This is a genomic window from Streptomyces sp. NPDC001157 (genome assembly GCF_053598255.1).
In genome coordinates, this window is the sequence record NZ_JBSFJW010000019.1 from 17,775 (window position 1) to 36,143 (window position 18,369).

19 protein-coding genes are annotated in these 18,369 nt (G+C 71.3%); 7 read left to right on the forward strand and 12 right to left on the reverse strand.

Annotation, left to right across the window (positions count from 1 at the left end; translation table 11 throughout):
- Positions 1–213 precede the first annotated feature (213 nt).
- The 3 genes from ACWDAG_RS28325 to sigE all read right to left on the reverse strand — a co-directional run bounded on the left by ACWDAG_RS28325 (position 214) and on the right by sigE (position 4,507).
- Positions 214–2,442, reverse strand: a complete 2,229-nt coding sequence (locus ACWDAG_RS28325; RefSeq protein ID WP_450698375.1) for a trypsin-like peptidase domain-containing protein — start codon at positions 2,440–2,442, stop codon at positions 214–216.
- Between the two features lie 380 nt (positions 2,443–2,822).
- The gene (locus ACWDAG_RS28330) at positions 2,823–3,806 is read right to left on the reverse strand and encodes an anti-sigma factor family protein (RefSeq protein WP_450698376.1); all 984 of its coding nucleotides are present in this window, start codon (positions 3,804–3,806) and stop codon (positions 2,823–2,825) included.
- On the reverse strand, positions 3,803–4,507 hold the full coding sequence (sigE, locus tag ACWDAG_RS28335; RefSeq protein WP_078912335.1) for an RNA polymerase sigma factor SigE: 705 nt from the start codon (positions 4,505–4,507) through the stop codon (positions 3,803–3,805). Before sigE ends, ACWDAG_RS28330 begins: the two co-directional genes overlap by 4 nt.
- Positions 4,508–4,808: 301 nt before the next feature.
- Here sigE and ACWDAG_RS28340 point away from each other — a divergent pair, with 301 nt between their 5' ends.
- The gene (locus ACWDAG_RS28340) at positions 4,809–5,441 is read left to right on the forward strand and encodes an O-methyltransferase (RefSeq protein WP_078912336.1); all 633 of its coding nucleotides are present in this window, start codon (positions 4,809–4,811) and stop codon (positions 5,439–5,441) included.
- A gap of 92 nt (positions 5,442–5,533) precedes the next feature.
- Here ACWDAG_RS28340 and ACWDAG_RS28345 read toward each other — a convergent pair whose 3' ends face one another.
- On the reverse strand, positions 5,534–5,701 hold the full coding sequence (locus tag ACWDAG_RS28345) for a DUF3117 domain-containing protein (RefSeq protein WP_003966491.1): 168 nt from the start codon (positions 5,699–5,701) through the stop codon (positions 5,534–5,536).
- A 377-nt stretch (positions 5,702–6,078) separates the two neighbouring features.
- Between ACWDAG_RS28345 and chcB the strand changes: the two genes are divergently transcribed.
- On the forward strand, positions 6,079–6,882 hold the full coding sequence (chcB, locus tag ACWDAG_RS28350) for a 2-cyclohexenylcarbonyl CoA isomerase (RefSeq protein WP_450698377.1): 804 nt from the start codon (positions 6,079–6,081) through the stop codon (positions 6,880–6,882).
- Positions 6,883–6,964: 82 nt separating this feature from the next.
- Here the strand turns inward: chcB and ACWDAG_RS28355 are convergent, their stop codons facing one another.
- Complete coding sequence (locus ACWDAG_RS28355) at positions 6,965–7,546, reverse strand: DNA-3-methyladenine glycosylase I (RefSeq protein WP_450698378.1); 582 nt, start codon at positions 7,544–7,546, stop codon at positions 6,965–6,967.
- Entirely contained in the window at positions 7,543–7,899 is a 357-nt protein-coding gene (locus ACWDAG_RS28360; protein WP_450698494.1) for a DivIVA domain-containing protein, read from the reverse strand. Before ACWDAG_RS28360 ends, ACWDAG_RS28355 begins: the two co-directional genes overlap by 4 nt.
- A 164-nt stretch (positions 7,900–8,063) precedes the next feature.
- On the opposite strand from ACWDAG_RS28360, the gene folP reads away from it, so the two are divergent.
- The gene (folP, locus tag ACWDAG_RS28365) at positions 8,064–8,924 is read left to right on the forward strand and encodes a dihydropteroate synthase (RefSeq protein WP_450698379.1); all 861 of its coding nucleotides are present in this window, start codon (positions 8,064–8,066) and stop codon (positions 8,922–8,924) included.
- 157 nt (positions 8,925–9,081) lie between these two features.
- On the opposite strand, the gene ACWDAG_RS28370 is transcribed toward folP, so the two are convergent.
- Positions 9,082–9,840, reverse strand: coding sequence for an LOG family protein (locus tag ACWDAG_RS28370; RefSeq protein WP_232647819.1), 759 nt, complete (start codon positions 9,838–9,840; stop codon positions 9,082–9,084).
- A gap of 99 nt (positions 9,841–9,939) precedes the next feature.
- Positions 9,940–11,019, reverse strand: coding sequence for a succinyl-diaminopimelate desuccinylase (gene dapE / locus ACWDAG_RS28375; RefSeq protein WP_450698380.1), 1,080 nt, complete (start codon positions 11,017–11,019; stop codon positions 9,940–9,942).
- An 85-nt stretch (positions 11,020–11,104) separates the two neighbouring features.
- On the opposite strand from dapE, the gene ACWDAG_RS28380 reads away from it, so the two are divergent.
- Both ACWDAG_RS28380 and ACWDAG_RS28385 read left to right on the forward strand, forming a co-directional pair.
- Positions 11,105–12,082: a heavy metal transporter gene (locus tag ACWDAG_RS28380; RefSeq protein ID WP_450698381.1), complete on the forward strand. Its 978-nt coding sequence runs from the start codon at positions 11,105–11,107 to the stop codon at positions 12,080–12,082.
- A 279-nt stretch (positions 12,083–12,361) separates the two neighbouring features.
- On the forward strand, positions 12,362–12,820 hold the full coding sequence (locus ACWDAG_RS28385) for an ATP-binding protein (protein ID WP_450698382.1): 459 nt from the start codon (positions 12,362–12,364) through the stop codon (positions 12,818–12,820).
- Between the two features lie 66 nt (positions 12,821–12,886).
- Here ACWDAG_RS28385 and ACWDAG_RS28390 read toward each other — a convergent pair whose 3' ends face one another.
- Positions 12,887–13,978, reverse strand: coding sequence for a bifunctional succinyldiaminopimelate transaminase/glutamate-prephenate aminotransferase (locus ACWDAG_RS28390; protein WP_450698383.1), 1,092 nt, complete (start codon positions 13,976–13,978; stop codon positions 12,887–12,889).
- Positions 13,979–14,116: 138 nt separating this feature from the next.
- Complete coding sequence (fdxA, locus tag ACWDAG_RS28395) at positions 14,117–14,437, reverse strand: ferredoxin (protein ID WP_030929316.1); 321 nt, start codon at positions 14,435–14,437, stop codon at positions 14,117–14,119.
- A 139-nt stretch (positions 14,438–14,576) separates the two neighbouring features.
- Between fdxA and ACWDAG_RS28400 the strand changes: the two genes are divergently transcribed.
- Together ACWDAG_RS28400 and ACWDAG_RS28405 are read left to right on the forward strand one after the other, a co-directional pair.
- Positions 14,577–15,593, forward strand: a complete 1,017-nt coding sequence (locus tag ACWDAG_RS28400) for a GNAT family N-acetyltransferase (protein ID WP_450698384.1) — start codon at positions 14,577–14,579, stop codon at positions 15,591–15,593.
- A gap of 32 nt (positions 15,594–15,625) precedes the next feature.
- Entirely contained in the window at positions 15,626–16,477 is an 852-nt protein-coding gene (locus ACWDAG_RS28405; protein WP_450698385.1) for a transglutaminase-like domain-containing protein, read from the forward strand.
- An 87-nt stretch (positions 16,478–16,564) separates the two neighbouring features.
- Here ACWDAG_RS28405 and ACWDAG_RS28410 read toward each other — a convergent pair whose 3' ends face one another.
- Positions 16,565–17,179, reverse strand: coding sequence for a response regulator transcription factor (locus ACWDAG_RS28410; RefSeq protein WP_115906111.1), 615 nt, complete (start codon positions 17,177–17,179; stop codon positions 16,565–16,567).
- The gene (locus ACWDAG_RS28415; RefSeq protein WP_450698495.1) at positions 17,176–18,366 is read right to left on the reverse strand and encodes a sensor histidine kinase; all 1,191 of its coding nucleotides are present in this window, start codon (positions 18,364–18,366) and stop codon (positions 17,176–17,178) included. The genes ACWDAG_RS28410 and ACWDAG_RS28415 overlap by 4 nt, the downstream gene beginning before the upstream one ends.
- Positions 18,367–18,369 lie beyond the last annotated feature (3 nt).

The window sequence follows — 18,369 nt, forward strand, 5'->3', positions numbered from 1 at the left end:
TGAAGCTCCTTGCGATGTCCTCGGTCCTCGGCCCTCGGTGGTCTGTGCGGGTCTTCCGTGGTCCGGGCCGGATCCACGGTACCCGGCGATCCCGTACGACCGGTACCGTCCCGAGGCTTCCGAGCGCGTCTTCCTGCGCGGTTTTGGGGGTTGTTTGCCTTGTGGGGCGGATGCTGAGGGTTGCACCTGTGAGGTTTGTGTCAATCGGTTCGATCAGTTGCCGTCGGCGGAACCGAGCACGAGCGAGATCTTGCTCTCCTTGCCGTCGCGCCGCACGGTCAGCTCCAGGCGGTCGCCGGGGCGGTGGGCGCGGGTCTTGACGATCAGCTCCTCGCCGGAGTGCACGCGCTCGCCGTCCACCTCGGTGATGATGTCGCCCGCCTCGATGCCGGCCTTGTCGCCCGGGCCGCCCCTGGTGACGGCGGGGCCGCCGCCGGAAGCCTTGGTGCCGACGCGGGCGCCGTCGCCGGTGTAGTCCATGTCGAGGGTGACGCCTATGACGGGGTGGGTGGCCTTGCCGGTGTTGATGAGTTCCTCGGCGACCCGCTTGGCCTGGTTGACGGGGATGGCGAAGCCGAGCCCGATGGAACCCGCCTGACCGCTCTCGTCGGTGCTGCTGTCGGCGGACCGGATGGCGGAGTTGATGCCGATGACGCGGGCCTTCGAGTCGAGGAGGGGCCCGCCGGAGTTGCCGGGGTTGATCGGCGCATCGGTCTGCAGCGCGTCGACGTACGACACATCGCTCCCGTCGGGGCTGTCGCCGCCGGCGGTGATGGGGCGTTCCTTGGCGCTGATGATGCCGGAGGTGACGGTGCCCTCCAGGTCGAAGGGGGCGCCGATGGCGACGACGGGGTCGCCGACCTGGACATTGTCGGAATTGCCGAGGGCCATGGGCTTCAGCCCGCGCACATTGCTGACCTTGACGACGGCGAGGTCGTAGCCGCTGTCCCGCCCCACGACGGTGGCCTTGGCGGTGTCCCCGCTGTTGAAGGTCACGGATATGTCGCCTGTACCGCCCGTCGATCCCGCGGCCGGTTCGACGACGTGGTTGTTGGTGAGGATGTGCCCCTGGTCGTCGAGCACGAACCCGGTCCCGGTGCCGGACTCGTCGGCGCCGGTCACATGCAGGGTCACCACACTGGGCAGGGCCCGGGCGGCAATCCCGGCCACACTGTCCGGAGCCCGCCCGGCGGGCTCCTTCCCGGCCTGCGGCAGCTCTACGGCCCCCAAGCCCCCGTTGCGCTCGAGGTACGCCCCGACGCCCCCACCGACACCCCCGGACACCAGCGCCAGCACCACAGCACCCCCCACAAGCCCCCTCCGCACCCGCCGACGCCGCTTGACCTCACCATCGACGGCAGCCCCGGTCTGCTGGAGAGGGGCGGGAGCCCAGGGGTCGTAGTTCTGCCACGGGGTGGAGAGAAGTGCGGGAGCGGAAGCTGCCATGGGCACGGCGGCGGACGGCGGCTGGGATATGCCGGGAGGCTGCGTGGGTTCGGGTGCGCTGGGGGGCTCGGAGCCGGGCAGAGGGGTGGGCATACCGGCGACCGGCGTGGCGGGCGGTGACGGCGGTAGGGGGGTTGGTTCGGCCTGGGGCGTGGAGGCCAACGTGGGGGCGACCGGCGATCCGGGGGCCGACGGCGACACCGGGGGCGGTGTGGCGTGGGGCGTGGAGGTCGCCGCGGGGGCGACCGGCGATCCGGGGGCCGACGGCGACACCGGGGCCGATGCGGCGTAGGGCGGCGTCGGCGTCGGTATCGCCGTGCCCTGTGCGGGTCTGGCCGCCGGGTGCTGTACCGGCGGAGCAGGGGCCCAGGGGCCGGGCTCGCCGTAGGGCGGGGTGCTGTAGGGGTCGGGGTCGTGCAGCGGTTGGGGACGGTCGGCGGCGGGCGGGGCAGAGGCGGTGACCGCAGCCTGGTCCTTGTCCGCAAAGGGGGCTGCCTCAGCGGGTGGGTCCAGCTCGAAGTCACCCCCGGTGCCCGGGTCTTCCGAGCCGGGTGCCGCGGCGGCGCTCTGCAGGCCGCCGACCAGGCCGCCCTCGGCCTCGGACCCGGCCGTATCCCCCGGGGCCCTCAACTCGAAGTCACCCTCGTGCGGAGCACCTGCGCCGCCACCGACCGCAGTGGGACGACGCCCTGACTCGCCCGTGGAAACGGCGCTATCGCTCCCGGCATCGCCCTCGGCGACAGCCGCGCGCACACCGGAACAACCCTCCGGCTCGCCCAACTCGAAATCGCCCTCGCGGACGGACGCGTCGTCGTCGGCACCCTCCGGTCGACCCGGCTCACCGGCGGCCTCGGAGGCGGCTGTCCCGCTGCGTACCCCGGTCGGCGGGTCCAGCTCGAAGTCGCCGTCGGCACCGTCATGCGCCAGGGCCGCACTGCCTTCCACCGGCGCCGTCCCGGCCACGGGGCGCGGCGTCGCGTCCACAGCCCCGGTCAAAGCGGCCGCTGTGTCGGGGACCGCCGCCGGCCCTACCGCCGCATCCGCGGCCGCTGTCGAACCCGGAGCTTCATCCCCAGACCTCAGCGAACCGGCAGCCGTCCCCGCAGCCTCCACCGACCCCGCCGTCGGATCCGCCTCCGCAGCCCCCGGTGCGGGCGCCGTGTCCGTCAGAGGCCCCGCAGGGGTCTGCGGGCGTGGCCGGTTCCACCACTTCGGCTTCGTGGGCTTCCCCTCGTTCATGCTCTCCCCACAGCTGGCCACGACGCAGCACTGCTCGTCGGCGGTGACCTGAGTTGTCGACTCCGCGCGCGGCTGTCTGCCGTGGACGCGGTCCACCTGGATTCAACCAGGTTCACGGGCCGTCGCGCAGGGGCCGGTCAGCGGGAGGTGTGAGGGGAGGAGGGAGCGGAGGCCGAGTCGGGGAGGGGTGCGGCCAGGAGACCGGGGGACGAGGCCTCGGGGGCCGTGGACCACGAGGTCAGGGTGAGCAGCGGGGTCGTGGTGAGCGGACGTATCAGCGGGGACATCACTGCGGCACCCGCCACCACGGGGGTGGTCAGCGTGTGCATGGTCTGCGCCGCGCCGGCGGGGCTCGGTACCCCCGGCAGCAGCGGTGCGGACACCTGGGTAGGGGCCACCGGGGCGTCGCCGACCGACTGCCGGCCCTGCGCGAGCAGCGGGCCGGTGCCGCGGCGCCGCTGCGTCTCGGGGCCCGTCGCGGCGCCCGTCCCCTGCGTACGCATCGGGGTCACGTTGCTGCCCGCGCCTGTGCCGCCGCGCGCGTCCGTGGTGTCGACCGGGGTGCCCGTCGTGACACCGCCCAGCGCGACCGCGGCGAGCGACACCGCACCGGCGGCGACGAACGCGAACCGCATCCCGCGCGAGGCAGACCGTTCGGCCTCGTGCCGGCTGACGTCGTGTATACGGAAGCCGCGGTCCGCGGACGGCGGGAGCATCGGGGCGTGCGAGGAGGAGGAGGAGGGGACGTAGTCGAACTCGAAGCGCTCACCCCGCTTCAGGCCGAAGACTCCGGCGACGCCCGGTCTTGCGGGGGTTCCGCCGAGGAGTCCTCCCCCGCCGAACGGCGAGCCACCGCCGTCCGGATCACCTCCCCCCGGAAGACCCTGCAGACGGGCCAGGAAACTCTCGGAGGGCGGCGGCGGAGCCGCCTCCGCGAACACGTTCTTCAGCTGTCGCTGCGCGTCGGCCTCCGCCTTGCACTTGGCGCAGGTGGCCAGGTGGGCGAGGACACGCTCGCGCGACTCATGACCGAGCTCTCCGTCCACCAGGGCGGAGAGTCGGTCTCCCAGATGCTGCTCGGCCAGACGCCTTTCGGCGGGGCTGGGTCGTGTTCCACTCACGCGGTCGCGCCCCCTCCCCCCAGTGCGGGCACGCGAGGCACGAAGGAGCGCCGCTCAGAGGCACGGGCCTCCGGCGAACGGTGCGCGAGCGCCTTGCGCAGCTGCGAGCGGCCGCGGTGGATCCGGGAGCGGACCGTGCCGAGCTTGACGCCGAGGGTCGCGGCGATCTCCTCGTACGACAGTCCTTCGATGTCGCACAGGACGACCGCGGCGCGGAACTCGGGCGCGAGGGTGTCGAGGGCCTGCTGGACGTCCGCGTCGAAGTGCGCGTCGTTGAAGACCTGCTGGGGTGACGGCTCACGGCTCGGCAGCCGTTCCGCCGCGTCGTCGCCCAGGGCGTCGAAGCGAATGCGCTGCTTGCGGCGGACCATGTCCAGGAAGAGGTTGGTGGTGATCCGGTGCAGCCAGCCCTCGAAGGTGCCCGGCGTGTAGGTCGACAGGGACCGGAAGACGCGGACGAAGACCTCCTGGGTGAGGTCCTCGGCGTCGTGCTGGTTGCCGGTCAGGCGGTAGGCAAGCCGGTAGACGCGGCCACTGTGTGTGCTGACGATCTCCTCCCAGGTGGGCGGAGTCCACGCCTGCCCGTCCGCGTCGGTGGAGAAAGTCGCGGTCTGGGCGTGGTCAGCGGCGTGGCTGGGGTCAGCAGCGGTGTCGTTCACGGATTTCGGCCTGCCTGCCGAACCGAGAAAGCGCCGCAGCACTCCTCCCCGATCCACAGGCGCAGCCGCACCTCCCCTGTCGGCTCTGGTGGTGTCCAGTGGAGCCCCTACCATAGCCACCTCGCCCGTTAGCTCCGGATAAGCGGTTTTACGAGAATTTGATCTGGGCTGATACCGCTCGGACCCCTGCGTCTGCAGTTGCTCGGGCCGCTGCCCCTCATCGTGATCCAACTGTGTCCCCCCGTGCCGTCTCCTACCCCTCTAAACGCCCGGTCCCATCAGCGGGTTCCCGGCCCCAACGGATACAGTCACGCCCAGGCAACCACGGGGACAGGAGAGGGTCATTACCGGCAACCGGCAGACGAGCTGGGCGTTCGCCGACGCCTACGTCGCCGAGGACGAAGTGCTGCGCTGGGCCCGTGACCGGGCCCGTGAGGCCGGCCTGCGCTCGGTGTCTCCCGGCACGGGCTCCGCGCTGCGGTTGCTGGCGGCTTCGGTGGACGCGAAGGCGGTGGCGGAGATCGGCACCGGCACCGGCGTCTCCGGCATCCATCTGCTGCACGGCATGCGCCCGGACGGGGTGCTGACCACGGTGGACCCCGAGCCCGAACACCAGCAGTTCGCCCGCCAGGCCTTCCGCGCCTCCGGTTTCGCCAGCAACCGCGCCCGGTTCATCCCGGGCCGCGCCCTGGACGTCCTGCCCCGGCTCGCGGACGCGGGCTACGACCTCGTCTTCTGCGACGGCGACCGCCTGGAGTTCCTCGACTATCTCGCTGAATCGTTGCGCCTGCTGCGCACGGGTGGCCTCGTCGTCTTCGAGGGCGTCTTCGCCAACGGCCGCACGGTGGACTCCGGCCCGCAGCCCACGGAGGTGCTGCGGCTGCGGGAGCTGCTGCGCGCGGTGCGCGAGAGCCAGGAGCTGGTGCCGTCACTGCTGCCGGTGGGCGACGGACTGCTGTGCGCGGTCAAGCGGTGAGGGGCCGGGAACGAGCGGGTAAGGACCGGCAAACAGCAACCCCGGCACCACTTGGATGCCGGGGCAGCTGAAAGGGTATGGTCGCTTCCGCGTCAGCCGACGACCTTCTTGAGGGCGTCGCCGAGCGCGTCGGCCTCGTCAGGGGTCAGCTCGACGACGAGCCGACCGCCGCCTTCGAGCGGAACGCGCATGACGATGCCCCGCCCCTCCTTGGTCACCTCGAGCGGGCCATCGCCCGTCCGCGGCTTCATGGCCGCCATGCTCGTTCCCCTTCCTGAAACCAGCTCATCGTCAAAGCCGACGGCCCTGGGAGGGCACGCCTGTCCAGCGTGGGACACGCGACACCGGCATCGAACACATTGCTTCCAAGCCATTATCCCGCATCTCAGGACCCGATGACCAACATCAGTCGGCATCGCTTGGGCAACGCGCGCGAGCAAAACCACTCAATTCGGCGATGTGACTGCGATACTGCGCGGCCGCACGGAGTCCCGCCGACCGGAAACCGTCCCGGATTCTTTGACGCAGGTCACACGTCCCCTCCGGTCTCCCGGCGGTGATCTCCGCCATGCTGTCCTACGGACAGGGGCGTACCGGCCGGTACGCCTGAACCGCGACAGCCGAGGGGACACACACCATGGCCGACACCGTGCTCTACGAGGTGAGCGACGGACTCGCGACGATCACGCTGAACCGCCCCGAGGCGATGAACGCGCTGAACATCGCGACGAAGGTCGCCCTGCGGGAGGCGGTTCGCTCCGCGGCCGAGGACGATGCCGTACGGGCGGTGCTGCTGACCGCCGCCGGAGAGCGGGCGTTCTGTGTGGGGCAGGACCTCAAGGAGCACATCGGGCTGCTGACGCAGGACCGGGAGACGGGGTCCGGGCAGACGATGAGCACGGTGAAGGAGCACTACAACCCCGTGGTGCGGGCGATCGCCGGGATGCCGAAGCCGGTGGTGGCGGGGGTGAACGGGGTGGCCGCCGGGGCCGGCTTCGGACTGGCCCTCGCGGCGGACTACCGCATCGTCGCGGACACGGCTGCGTTCAACACGTCCTTCGCGGGGGTCGCGCTGACCGCCGACTCCGGCATGTCCTGGACCCTGCCGCGGGTCGTCGGGCCGGGGCGCGCCGCCGATCTGCTGCTCTTCCCGCGCAGCATCAAGGCGCAGGAGGCGTACGAGCTGGGGATCGCCAACCGGCTGGTGCCGGTCGGCGAGCTGCACTCCGAGGCGGAGAAGGTGGCGCGGGCGCTGGCCGAGGGGCCGACGGTGGCATATGCGGCGATCAAGGAGGCGGTGGCTTACGGGTTCTCGCACACCTTGTCCGAGACGTTGGACAAGGAGGACGAGCTGCAGACGCGGGCGGGGTCGTCCGAGGACCATGTGATTGCGGTGCAGGCGTTTGTGAACAAGGAGAAGCCGAAGTATTTGGGGCGGTGAGCTCCGTTGTGGGGTGCGGGTTCGTTGTGGTTGATCGCGCCCACGCGGCGGTAGCCGCAAATCGACACAGCCCCCGCGCCCCTTAAGGGGCGCTCCTGGCGACGCATGTCTCCAGGTGGTCGTCGACCAGTCCACACGCCTGCATCAGGGCGTACGCCGTCGTGGGGCCCACGAAGCGCAGGCCCCTCTTCTTGAGCGCCTTCGACAGCGCCGTCGACTCCGGGGTGACCGCGGGCACGTCCCCGAGTGTCTTCGGGGCCGGCCTCCGGGCCGGAGCGTGCGACCAGATGAACTCATCCAGCTCCCCCGGCTCCCACTCCGCCAGCACCCGCGCGTTGGCCAGTGTCGCGTCGATCTTGGCGCGGTTTCGGATGATGCCGGGGTCGGTGAGGAGGCGGGCCCGGTCCGTCTCCGTGAAGGCGGCGACCTTCGCGATCTTGAAGTCCGCGAAGGCGGCGCGGAAGCCGGGGCGGCGGCGCAGGATCGTGATCCAGGACAGGCCCGACTGGAAGGCCTCGAGGCTGAGGCGCTCGTAGAGGGCGTCGTCGCCGTGGACCGGGCGGCCCCACTCCTCGTCGTGGTACGCCACGTAGTCCTCAGTGGACAGGGCCCAGGGGCAGCGCAGGGCGCCGTCCGGACCGGCGATGGCGGTGCCGTCGCTCACTGCTGCTCCTCCCGGCCGTGCATCGGCTTGTCCATGGACACGTGGTGTGCGGCGGCCCGGGCGCCCGCCAGTGCGGACTCCAGGTCGGCGATACGGGCGTCGCGCTCGGCGAGTTCGGCGCCGAGGCGGTTGAGGGCGTCGTCGACGTCCGCCATGCGGTAGCCGCGGGCGGCGAGCGGGAAGCGGAGGCTGTCGACATCGGCGCGGCCGACGGGCCGGTCCAGCGGCAGCGGGTCCTGCAGCCGCTCGGGGGCGACCTCGGGCAACGGGCCCTCGCCCTCCCCGCCGCCCACCACGGCCAGTGTCACAGCGGCGACCACGACGGCGAGAGCGACGACCAGGAACAAGAACATAACCATCGCTGTGGTCCCCACGCTCGATGTTCGGAAGCTGGATGAAGCTGACGACGAACCTGAATGTGTCAGGGTCCGATCGTGCCATGCGAGTCTGACAGTTAGGGTCGCAGGCGGCCGAGGAACCGGTCTTACCCAGGTCGTACTACGAGAGGTCACAGCGGATGCTCAGGCTGGGCAGGCGCGCTTTCGAGGCGCACGAGCCGGTGATCATGGCGATCGTGAACCGGACCCCTGACTCCTTCTACGACCAGGGAGCGACCTTCCGGGACGAGCCCGCCCTCGCGCGCGTGGAGCAGGCGGTGTCGGAGGGCGCTGCCATCATCGACGTCGGCGGGGTGAAGGCCGGTCCGGGCGACGAGGTGTCGGCCGAGGAGGAGGCGCGGCGCACGGTGGGGTTCGTCGCGGAGGTGCGGCGGCGCTTCCCGGACGTGGTCATCAGTGTGGACACTTGGCGGGCCGAGGTCGGCGAGGCCGTGTGCGAGGCCGGCGCGGATCTGCTGAACGACGCGTGGGGCGGCGTCGACCCCGGGCTGGCGGAGGTCGCGGCGCGGTACGGGGTCGGGCTGGTGTGCACGCACGCGGGGGGCGCCGAGCCGCGTACTCGTCCGCATCGGGTGACGTACGACGATGTCGTGGCCGACATCCTGCGGGTGACGCTGGGGCTGGCCGAGCGGGCGGTGGCACTGGGGGTGCCGCGGGAGTCCGTGCTGATCGATCCCGGGCACGACTTCGGGAAGAACACACGGCACAGCCTGGAGGCGACGCGGCGGCTCGGGGAGATGGTCGACACGGGGTGGCCCGTCCTGGTCTCCCTGTCCAACAAGGACTTCGTGGGCGAGACCCTGGACAAGCCGCTGAAGGAGCGGGTGGTGGGGACGCTCGCCACCACGGCCGTGTCGGCGTGGCTGGGGGCGCAGGTCTACCGGGTGCACGAGGTCGCCGAGACCCGGCAGGTGCTGGACATGGTGGCGTCCATCGCGGGGCATCGGCCGCCGGCCGTGGCACGGCGGGGGCTGGCGTAGGGCCCGCGGCGGAGCCGCTGAGGGATGCAGCCACGCCCCCGCCGCCCCCTTCCCGTCCCAACCCCCGGGGGCTCCGCCCCCGGACCCCCGATCGGCCGGAACGGCCTCGTCCTCAAACGCCGGACGGGCTGAAATGCTCAAGCGCCGGACGGGCTGACTAGCGCGCCGCCTCCTTCGACACCAATGCCACCGCCTCGTCCACGTCGTCCGTGACGTGGAACAGCAGCAGGTCCTTCTCCGAGGCCTTGCCCTGGGCGATCAGTGTGTTCTTGAGCCAGTCGACCAGACCGCCCCAGTACTCGCTCCCGAACAGCACGATCGGGAAGCGGGTCACCTTCTGGGTCTGCACCAGGGTCAGCGCCTCGAAGAGCTCGTCCAGGGTGCCCAGGCCGCCGGGCAGGACCACGAAGCCCTGCGCGTACTTCACGAACATCATCTTGCGGACGAAGAAGTAGCGGAAGTTCAGACCGATGTCGACGTAGGGGTTCAGGCCCTGCTCGAAGGGCAGCTCGATGCCGAGGCCGACCGAGATGCCCTTCGCCTCGCAGGCGCCCTTGTTCGCCGCCTCCATGGCGCCCGGTCCGCCGCCGGTGATCACCGCCCAGCCCGCCTCCACCAGGCCGCGGCCGAGCCGGACGCCCGCCTCGTACTCCGGGGAGTCGACGGGTGTGCGCGCCGAGCCGAACACGCTGATCGCGGGCGGGAGTTCGGCGAGGGTGCCGAAGCCCTCGATGAACTCCGACTGGATGCGCAGCACCCGCCAGGGGTCCGTGTGGACCCAGTCGGTGGGTGCGCGCTCGTCCAGCAGCCGCTGGTCGGTCGTGCTCTCCGTCACCTGGCCGCGCCTTCGGAGGACCGGTCCGAGACGCTGCTCATCCGGTGGCACCTTCTTGCCCTCGGGGTTCCCGGTAGCCATGTGCGCTCCCTCCGCTTGCAGGTGTTTCCACCTCAGAGTAGATCTACGCGGGTTACGGACGGGGGACGTGGGCATGTCCGCCGTGAAGCGCTGTACGGGCTATGCCGTCAGCCACGCCCGCAGGCGCTGCTCACCCGCCAGGATCTTCGCGGTTTCCACCCGTTCGTCCCGCTTGTGCGCCAAGTGCGGGTTGCCGGGGCCGTAGTTGACCGCGGGGATGCCGAGGGAGGAGAAGCGCGAGACGTCCGTCCAGCCGTACTTCGGCTGCGGGGTTCCGCCGACCGCCTCGATGAAGGCCGCCGCGGCCGGGTGCGAGAGGCCGGGCAGCGCCGCGCCGCTGTGGTCGTCCACCACGAACTCCGCCACCCCGCAGTCCGCGAAGACCTCTCTGACGTGGGCGATCGCCTCCTCCTCCGTGCGGTCGGGCGCATAGCGGAAGTTGACGGTCACCACGCATTCGTCGGGGATCACATTGCCCGCCACGCCGCCCGAGATGCCCACCGCGTTCAGTCCCTCCCGGTACTCCAGGCCGTCGATCACCGGGTAGCGGGGTTCGTACGACGCCAGGCGGGCCAGGATCGGCGCGGCCGCGTGGATGGCGTTGGAGCCCATCCAGCTGCGCGCCGAGTGGGCCCGCTCGCCCGTGGTCTTCAGCAGCACCCGGAGGGTGCCCTGGCAGCCGCCCTCGACCTCGCCGTCGGACGGCTCCAGCAGCACCGCGAAGTCGCCCTCCAGCCATTCGGGGTGCGCCTCTGCCACGTGCCCCAGGCCGTTGAGGTCCGCCGACACCTCTTCGTTGTCGTAGAAGACGAAGGTCAGGTCGCGGTTGGGGGCCGGGACCGTGGCCGCGATGCGCAGCTGCACGGCCACACCCGACTTCATGTCGCAGGTGCCGCAGCCCCACAGCACGCCGTCCGCGTCCAGCCGGGACGGGACGTTGCCGGCGATCGGCACGGTGTCGATGTGGCCGGCCAGGATCACCCGCTCCGGTCGGCCCAGGTTCGTCCGCGCGAGGACGTTGTTGCCGTGTCGCTCGACCGTCAGGTGCGGCAGGGCGCGCAGGGCGGACTCGATCGCGTCTGCGAGGGGCTTCTCGGTGCCGCTCTCGGACGGGAAGTCGACGAGCTGCGCGGTGAGCTCGGCGGCGTCCAGGGTGAGGTCAAGTGGGGTGTCGGCCATGCAGCCGACCCTAACCCGCCGGCACCCCGGCCCACTGTCCACATCCGGCACGTGGGTCACAGAGCCCTCCGCTACCTTGTACGACGTGCCAGAGCCGTCATCCGCCCTCAAACGCCGTGGCCGCCTCTTCCGTGTCGGGGCGGCCTTCGTGGTCCTGCTCGCCGTGGCGGGCTATCTCACGGTGCAGTACATCACCGGAGGCAGAGGCGCTTCGGGCTGCAGAGTGGTCTCGGGCAAGGCCGACGGGGTGGCGTACGAGTTCACGCCGGAGCAGGCGGTGAACGCGGCGACGATCGCCGTGGTGGGCACCGGGCGCGGTATGCCCGAGCGGGCGGTGACCATCGCGATCGCGACCGCGCTCCAGGAGTCGCAGCTGCGCAACATCGAGCACGGCGACCGGGACTCGCTCGGCCTGTTCCAGCAGCGGCCCTCGCAGGGCTGGGGCACGGAGAAGCAGATCCTGGATCCGACGTACGCGGCCGGCGAGTTCTACCGGCACCTGGCCAAGGTGCACGACTACGCGAGGCTCCCCCTGACGGTCGCGGCGCAGCGTGTGCAGCGCAGCGGATATCCCGAGGCGTACGCCAAGCACGAGCCGGACGCCGCCCTGCTCTCCGCGGCCCTCACCGGGAACTCGGCTGCCACGCTGACCTGCGCCGGCCTCCCCGCCACCACGCAGGCGGCGGGTCCGGACGCCGTGCGGGCCGCTCTCGTACGGGACTTCGGGCGCGACGCACTGCAGCCGGCCGCCGCGGAGGTGAGCGCCGTGTCGACACCGGCACCTTCGCCCACCGAGAGCACGGGGACGAGCGCCCGCACCGTCACGCTCCCCGTCGCCGCCGGCAAGAGCCCCGCCAAGGGCCGCAGCGTGCGCCAGCGCGGCTGGCAGCTCGCCCACTGGGCCGTGGCCAACTCCTCCGCCCTGCACATCGAGCGCGTCTCCTACGGCGGGCGGGAGTGGACCGCCGGAAACGCCGACAACCCGTGGCACACGGCCACCGCGGAAACCGCCGACGGGGCGGAAAAGGCCGCCGGCGCGGTCCGAATCGTCACTGCGCAGTAGTGCGGTCCTTCACTCGCACGGGTTATGCCGGGCATGCGTGATCCACGCTGTGGGCAGGTTTTCGCACCGTCACCCCTGCATCCGTCAAAGCCCTTGACAACAAAGGGATGTAAGGATTCGGCACGCTTTCCGGCCGGACGCTTTTTGCCCGTTTTTATCCGCAGCCGATAATGCGACGCATTGCCAACTCTTTACATTGGGACGCCGCAACCTTCGGGGCCTTCGAGCGGTAGTCACATCGTCCGAGCCCGGACGATCAACATCCATCGAAGGAGCATCATGTCCCTCCCCCTGACCCGTCGGATCGCCCGTGCCGCGCTGCTCGTCGCAGCGGGAGCGGCTGCCGGGGTCGGTGCGGCCGGCTCCGCCAGCGCGGCCCCCGAACTGCCCGCCGCCCCGACCACCGCAGGTCTGACCTCGCTGGACGGGGCGAGCGTCGGCAACACCGTCGACGGTGCGGCGCAGAACGTGACCGGGCTCGCGGGCGAAGCCGGCAGCAACGCGGTCAAGAAGGCCGTGCCGAACGCGGGCAAGACCGGCGGCAGCGTGGCGAAGAAGGCGGCCCCTGCGGCCCAGCGCGCCGCGGGCGCAGCGGCGGGCTCCGTCGGGGAGATCGTCGGCGTCACCACGCAGACCGCGAGCCAGAACGGCGGCGCCCTGCCGTCGGGCCCGCTGGCCAAGGGCAGCCTGCCGAGCACCGGCAACCTGCCGGTGAAGGGCCTCCCGATCGGCGGCTGAGCCACCTGCGGCAAGGAAGGGGGCCCGGGACACTGTCCCGGGCCCCCTTCGTCACGTCCACGGCGGCTACAGCCGCTCCACGGCCGCCCGCACCCGCTCGTCCGTCGCCGTCAGCGCCACGCGCACGAACTTCTCGCCCGCCGTGCCGTAGAAGTCGCCCGGCGCGACCAGGATGCCGAGCTCGGCCAGGTGGGCCACGGTGTCCCAGCAGGACTCGTCCCGCGTCGCCCACAGATAGAGGCTGGCCTCGCTGTGCTCGATGCGGAAGCCATGACCGAGGAGCGCCTCGCGCAGGGCCGTGCGCCGGGCCGCGTACCGCTCACGCTGCTCCTGGACATGGGCGTCGTCGCCCAGAGCCGCCACCACGGCCGCCTGCGTGGGAGCGGACGTCATCATGCCGCCGTGCTTGCGGATCTCCAGCAGCGGGCCGAGGACGGCCGGGTCACCGGCCAGGAAGGCGGCGCGGTAGCCCGCCAGATTGGAGCGCTTGGAGAGGGAGTGGACGGACACGATGCCCTCGTACGAGCCGCCGTTCACATCCGGGTGCAGGACCGAGACCGGGTCCGCCTCCCAGCCCAGCTCCAGGTAGCACTCGTCGGAGAAGATCAGGATCCCGTGCTCGCGCGCCCACGCGACGATCCGGGTCAGCTCGTCCTTGCCCAGCACCTTGCCGGTCGGGTTGGAGGGCGAGTTGAGCCAGAGGAGCTTGAGGTTCGCCGGGTCGAGCTCCGTCGGGTCGTCGTAGACCTCGTGGTCGGCGCGGGCCAGACGGGCGCCCACCTCGTACGTCGGGTAGGCCAGGCGCGGATACGCCACCTTGTCGCCCGGGCCGAGACCCAGCTGGGTGGGGAGCCAGGCGACGAGCTCCTTGGAGCCGACGATCGGCAGGACGTGCCGGTGGGTGACCTCACGGGCGCCGAGGCGGCGCTCCACCCAGCCGGTGATCGCGTCACGCAGGGCAGGGGTGCCCCAGACCGTCGGATAGCCCGGGGAGTCCGCCGCGTCGATGAGGGCCTTCTGGACCAGCTCGGGGACCGGGTCGACCGGGGTGCCGACGGAGAGGTCGACGATGCCGTCCGGATGCGAGGCGGCCGTTTTCTTGTACGGCTCCAGCTTGTCCCAGGGGAAGGTGGGCAGGCGGTCGGAGACTGCGGACACGGGGATCTGGCTCACTTTCTGGTACGGCAGAAGGCCCTCGGACCCTGGTACGGCAAACGCCTCGGTCCCGTACGGCGATCACCAGGGCGATGCGGCCGTACGGGACCGAGGCGGCACGATCTGCGGGCCGCTTACGTGTTACTCGGCCTGCGGCGGCAGCGCGGCGATGAAGGGGTGGTCCCGCTCGATCAGGCCCAGCTTGCTGGCGCCACCGGGGGAGCCGAGCTCGTCGAAGAACTCGACGTTCGCCTTGTAGTAGTCCTTCCACTCCTCCGGAGTGTCGTCCTCGTAGAAGATCGCCTCGACCGGGCATACCGGCTCACAGGCACCACAGTCGACGCATTCGTCCGGGTGGATGTACAAGGACCGCTGGCCCTCGTAGATGCAGTCGACCGGGCACTCCTCGATGCACGCCTTGTCCTTGACGTCGACACAAGGCTGCGCGATGACGTAGGTCACGCTGTCGTTCCTCCTCGATAGGGCGCTGGCGGGCCTCCGTAGGCTCCGCCGCCTGGCGCGCGGGAGCGCGGCTCGTCGATGCCCGCCCCTAGTATCTCCGTTCTTGGGCTTGATCCGAACAGGAGGGGTGAACTGACCTGTGGAAATCTCGGCCGGCGGACGTCTCGAGGTTCGTATCACCGCTGCTGACGTGGGGAAACGGGTCTCGGTACGACGCTTGATCGAAGCTGCGGTCCCGGAGGAGAAGTTCACCGACACGGTGGGTGTTCTCACATCATGGGACAACGGTGTGCTGCGGATCACACGCAAGGGCGGCGAGAGCGTCCGGATTCCGGAATCCGCGCTGGTCGCGGGGAAGGTCGTGCCCTCGGCCCCGGCCCGACGCAGAGGTCCCGCCGCCGCCTACGAGGAGCTCGCACACGTCGCCTCGCGTGCGTGGCCGCCGGTGGAGAGCGAGCGGCTCGGCGAGTGGGAGCTGCGGGCCGCGGCCGGGTTCACCCGGCGCGCGAATTCGGTGCTGCCGCTCGGCGACCCGGGCATGCCGCTCGACGAGGCGCTGGATGTCGTACGACGCTGGTACGGCGACCGTGGGCTGCCCGCGTACGTCCAGACCGCGACCGGCGCCGAGGGCACGCAGGAGCTGCTGTGTGCGGAGCTGGAGCGGCGCGGCTGGGTGCGTGAAGTGACCGCCGAGCTGTGGATCGGGGCGCTGGCACCGGTCGCCGACCGGGCGGAGGGCGCGGGTGTCGTGCTGTCCCGGGAGGCGGACGAGGCGTGGCTTGCGCGGTACCAGCGCAAGGGGGTGAGCGAGGTGGCGCTCAAGGTGCTGGGGACCGGGCCCTCGGTGTGGTTCGCGACGGTTCCCGGCTCGTCGGAGGGTGCGGCGCCCGCGGCGATCGGGCGGTGTGTCGTGGACGGGCGGTGGGCGTCCTTCGCGGCCGTCGAGGTGGATCCGGAGCAGCGGCGGCGCGGGCTGGCCACCACCGTGATGGCCGCGTTGGCCCGGCGGGCGCTCGACGAGGGCGCCTCGGCCGCCTGGCTGCAGGTCGAGGAGGACAACGCGGGAGCGCGGGCGCTGTACACCGGAATGGGCTTCGCCGCGCACCACGCGTACCACCACTACCGGGAGCCGTCGCCTTCCGGCGGCGGCCAGTAGTACCGATCGCCGGGAGAGGGCACCAGCCTGCTATGCGTCCCCCATACCCCCCACCGCCCGAGCGGTCCGCCGAGCTGCGGCGGCGGTTCGCCGAGGAGGCGCGGTCCGAGCGGCCCGATCTGTCCATGCTGTGCCTGCTGCTGGGCGCGGAGGCGGACGGGGCGCTGGACGAGGCGGGACTGGACGCCGCCCAGATGGAGCTGGACCGGCTGGCGGGTCGGGTGCCGTTCCGGCCGGGCGGTCCGATGGCGTGGGCAACGGCGCTGCACCACCTGCTCGGGGTGCAGGACGGCTTCCGCGGCTCCCCTGCCGACTACCAGCGCCTGGAGTCGTCACTGCTGCACGAGGTGCTGCGGCGGCGGCGCGGGCTGCCGATCCTGCTGTCGGTGGTGTGGATGGAGGTCGCACGGCGGGCGGGGGCGCCGGTGTACGGGGTCGCTCTGCCGGGGCACTTCGTGGTCGGGTTCGGGCCTCGGGAGGAGCAGGTGCTGGTGGATCCGTTCGACGGGGGGCGTGTGCTCGGTGTCGGCGACGCGGAGCTGTTGGTGGCGGGCGCCACCGGGGCTCCGTTGGATCAGGCGATGCTGACCCCGACGGATCCGCTGGACGTCGTTCTGCGGATTCTCAACAACATCCGGGCGTGGGCGGCCGCTCGGCCGGAGCGGTCGGATGTGTCCTTGTGGGCGGTGGAGCTGTCGTTGTTGTTGCCTTCGCATCCTGCGCGGTTGCGGTATGAGCGGGCTCAGTTGCTGGTCCAGCGGGGGGACTTCGTCGAGGGGGCGGTGGAGCTTGAGGCTTACGCCGATGTGGTGGCGGCGGTGGATGAATCTGCCGCGGAGCGTGTGCGGGCGCAGGCCCGAGCAGCCCGAGCAATGCTCAACTGAGTTCGCCTGATCAGCATGGAGTTTCTGTGATTGCGCGAGTGCTTGTTCGTCGTGGCTTGTCGCGCAGTTCCCCGCGCCCCTGGGGGGCTACAGCCAGCCCTTTTCTCTAGCGATCCGTACCGCTTCCGCCCTGTTCCTTACCGCCAGTTTCTGGATTGCCGTCGAGAGGTAATTGCGGACCGTGCCCTGGGACAAATGCAGTGCTGCCGCCAGTTCCGCGTTCGTCGAGCCGTCTGCCGCCGCTCGCAGGACCTCTCGCTCTCGGTCGGTCAGCGGGTTGGCGCCCTCTGCCAGAGCCGCTGCCGCCAGCGTGGGGTCGATGACCCGCTCCCCCGCCAGTACCTTGCGTACCGCTTCCGCCAGTTGGGCCGCCGGGGCGTCCTTGACCAGGAAGGCGTCGGCGCCTGCTTCCATGGCGCTGCGGAGGTATCCGGGGCGGCCGAAGGTGGTGAGGACGACCAGTTTCACGGCGGGCAGGGCCTTGTGTACCTGGGCCGCCGCCTCGATGCCGGTGCAGCCCGGCATCTCGATGTCGAGGAGGGCCACGTCCACGGCGTGCTCTCGGGCGGCCGCCAACACCTCGTCGCCGCGTGCCACTTGGGCCACGACCTCGATGTCGTCCTCCAGGCCGAGGAGGGCGGCCAGCGCCTCGCGGACCATCGACTGGTCCTCGGCGAGCAGCACCTTGATCGTAGAGCTCATGCCCCGGATCCTACGGCCGACGGGGTGTCGACGGGCACGCGGGCGACGAGGCGGAAGCCATGCTTGATGCGGCCTGCCTCCAGGGTGCCGCCGGCCTTCTCCAGGCGTTCCGTCAGGCCCGTCAGACCGTTGCCGGGGCCCTTGACCGGACCGCCGGAGCCGTTGTCCTCGACGGCGAGTTCGAGGACCGGGCCGTCCAGGGTCTGGCGGTGCAGCACCTCCACCGTGCAGCGGGTGGCGCCGCTGTGCCGTACGACGTTGGTGACGGCCTCGCGCAGTGCCCAGGCGAGGGCGGACTCGCTCTCCTCGGGGACGCCGGTGAGGTCCGGTTCGTCGGGAACCTCGGCCGTGACGCCCGCCGCCGTCAACGCGACCTGTGTGCCCGCGAGTTCCTCGGACAGGCGCGGGCGGCGATAGCCGGAGACCGCCTCGCGGACGTCCACCAGAGCCTGCCGGCTGACCTGTTCGATGTCGGCGACCTGCTGGGCCGCCTTGTCGGGGTGGTCGGGCAGCATACGGCCCGCCAGCTCGCTCTTCAGGGTGATCAGGGAGAGGGAGTGGCCGAGGAGGTCGTGCAGGTCGCGGGCTAGGCGCAACCGCTCCTCGTTGGCGGCCAGTTGGGCGACCGTGGCGCGGGCCTTGCGCAACTCGACGGTCGTGCGCACCAGTTGTTTCACGCCCATCATCGCGAAGCCCAGGAGCAGCACCACGAGGACCAGGCTCCAGTCGTCCAGCCCGACGTGCAGGCCGACCAGGACCATCGCGAGGGTGTTCAGCCCGACCGCCCCGTACGCCATCCGCTGCGGCAGCGAGGCGCCGCAGGTGACGGAGACGTACACGAAGAGGCCGATCCATGCGCTGCCGAGGGTGAGGCTCAGGACGACGGCGAGGGTTCCGAGCAGGGCGACGAGACCGGTGACCGTCCGTCCGCCGAACGGGCGGCCCATGTTCCGGAAGACCAGCGTCAGATAGGCGCCGGTGAAGGAGACCAGGGCCACCCAGCCCGCCGCGGTCGCGGCGGGCGTGTGGTGGCCGGAGGTCAGATCCTGCACCGGCGACCCGAGGAAGATCAGCCAGGGCAGGATCCAGAGCAGTTTGCGCACGGCCTCGCCCCGGTTGCGTGGCGGCTGGCCGACCCGGATCGCGTTCTCGGCCCGGAGTTCCGCGGGCAGTCCGTCGTCCGTCATCGT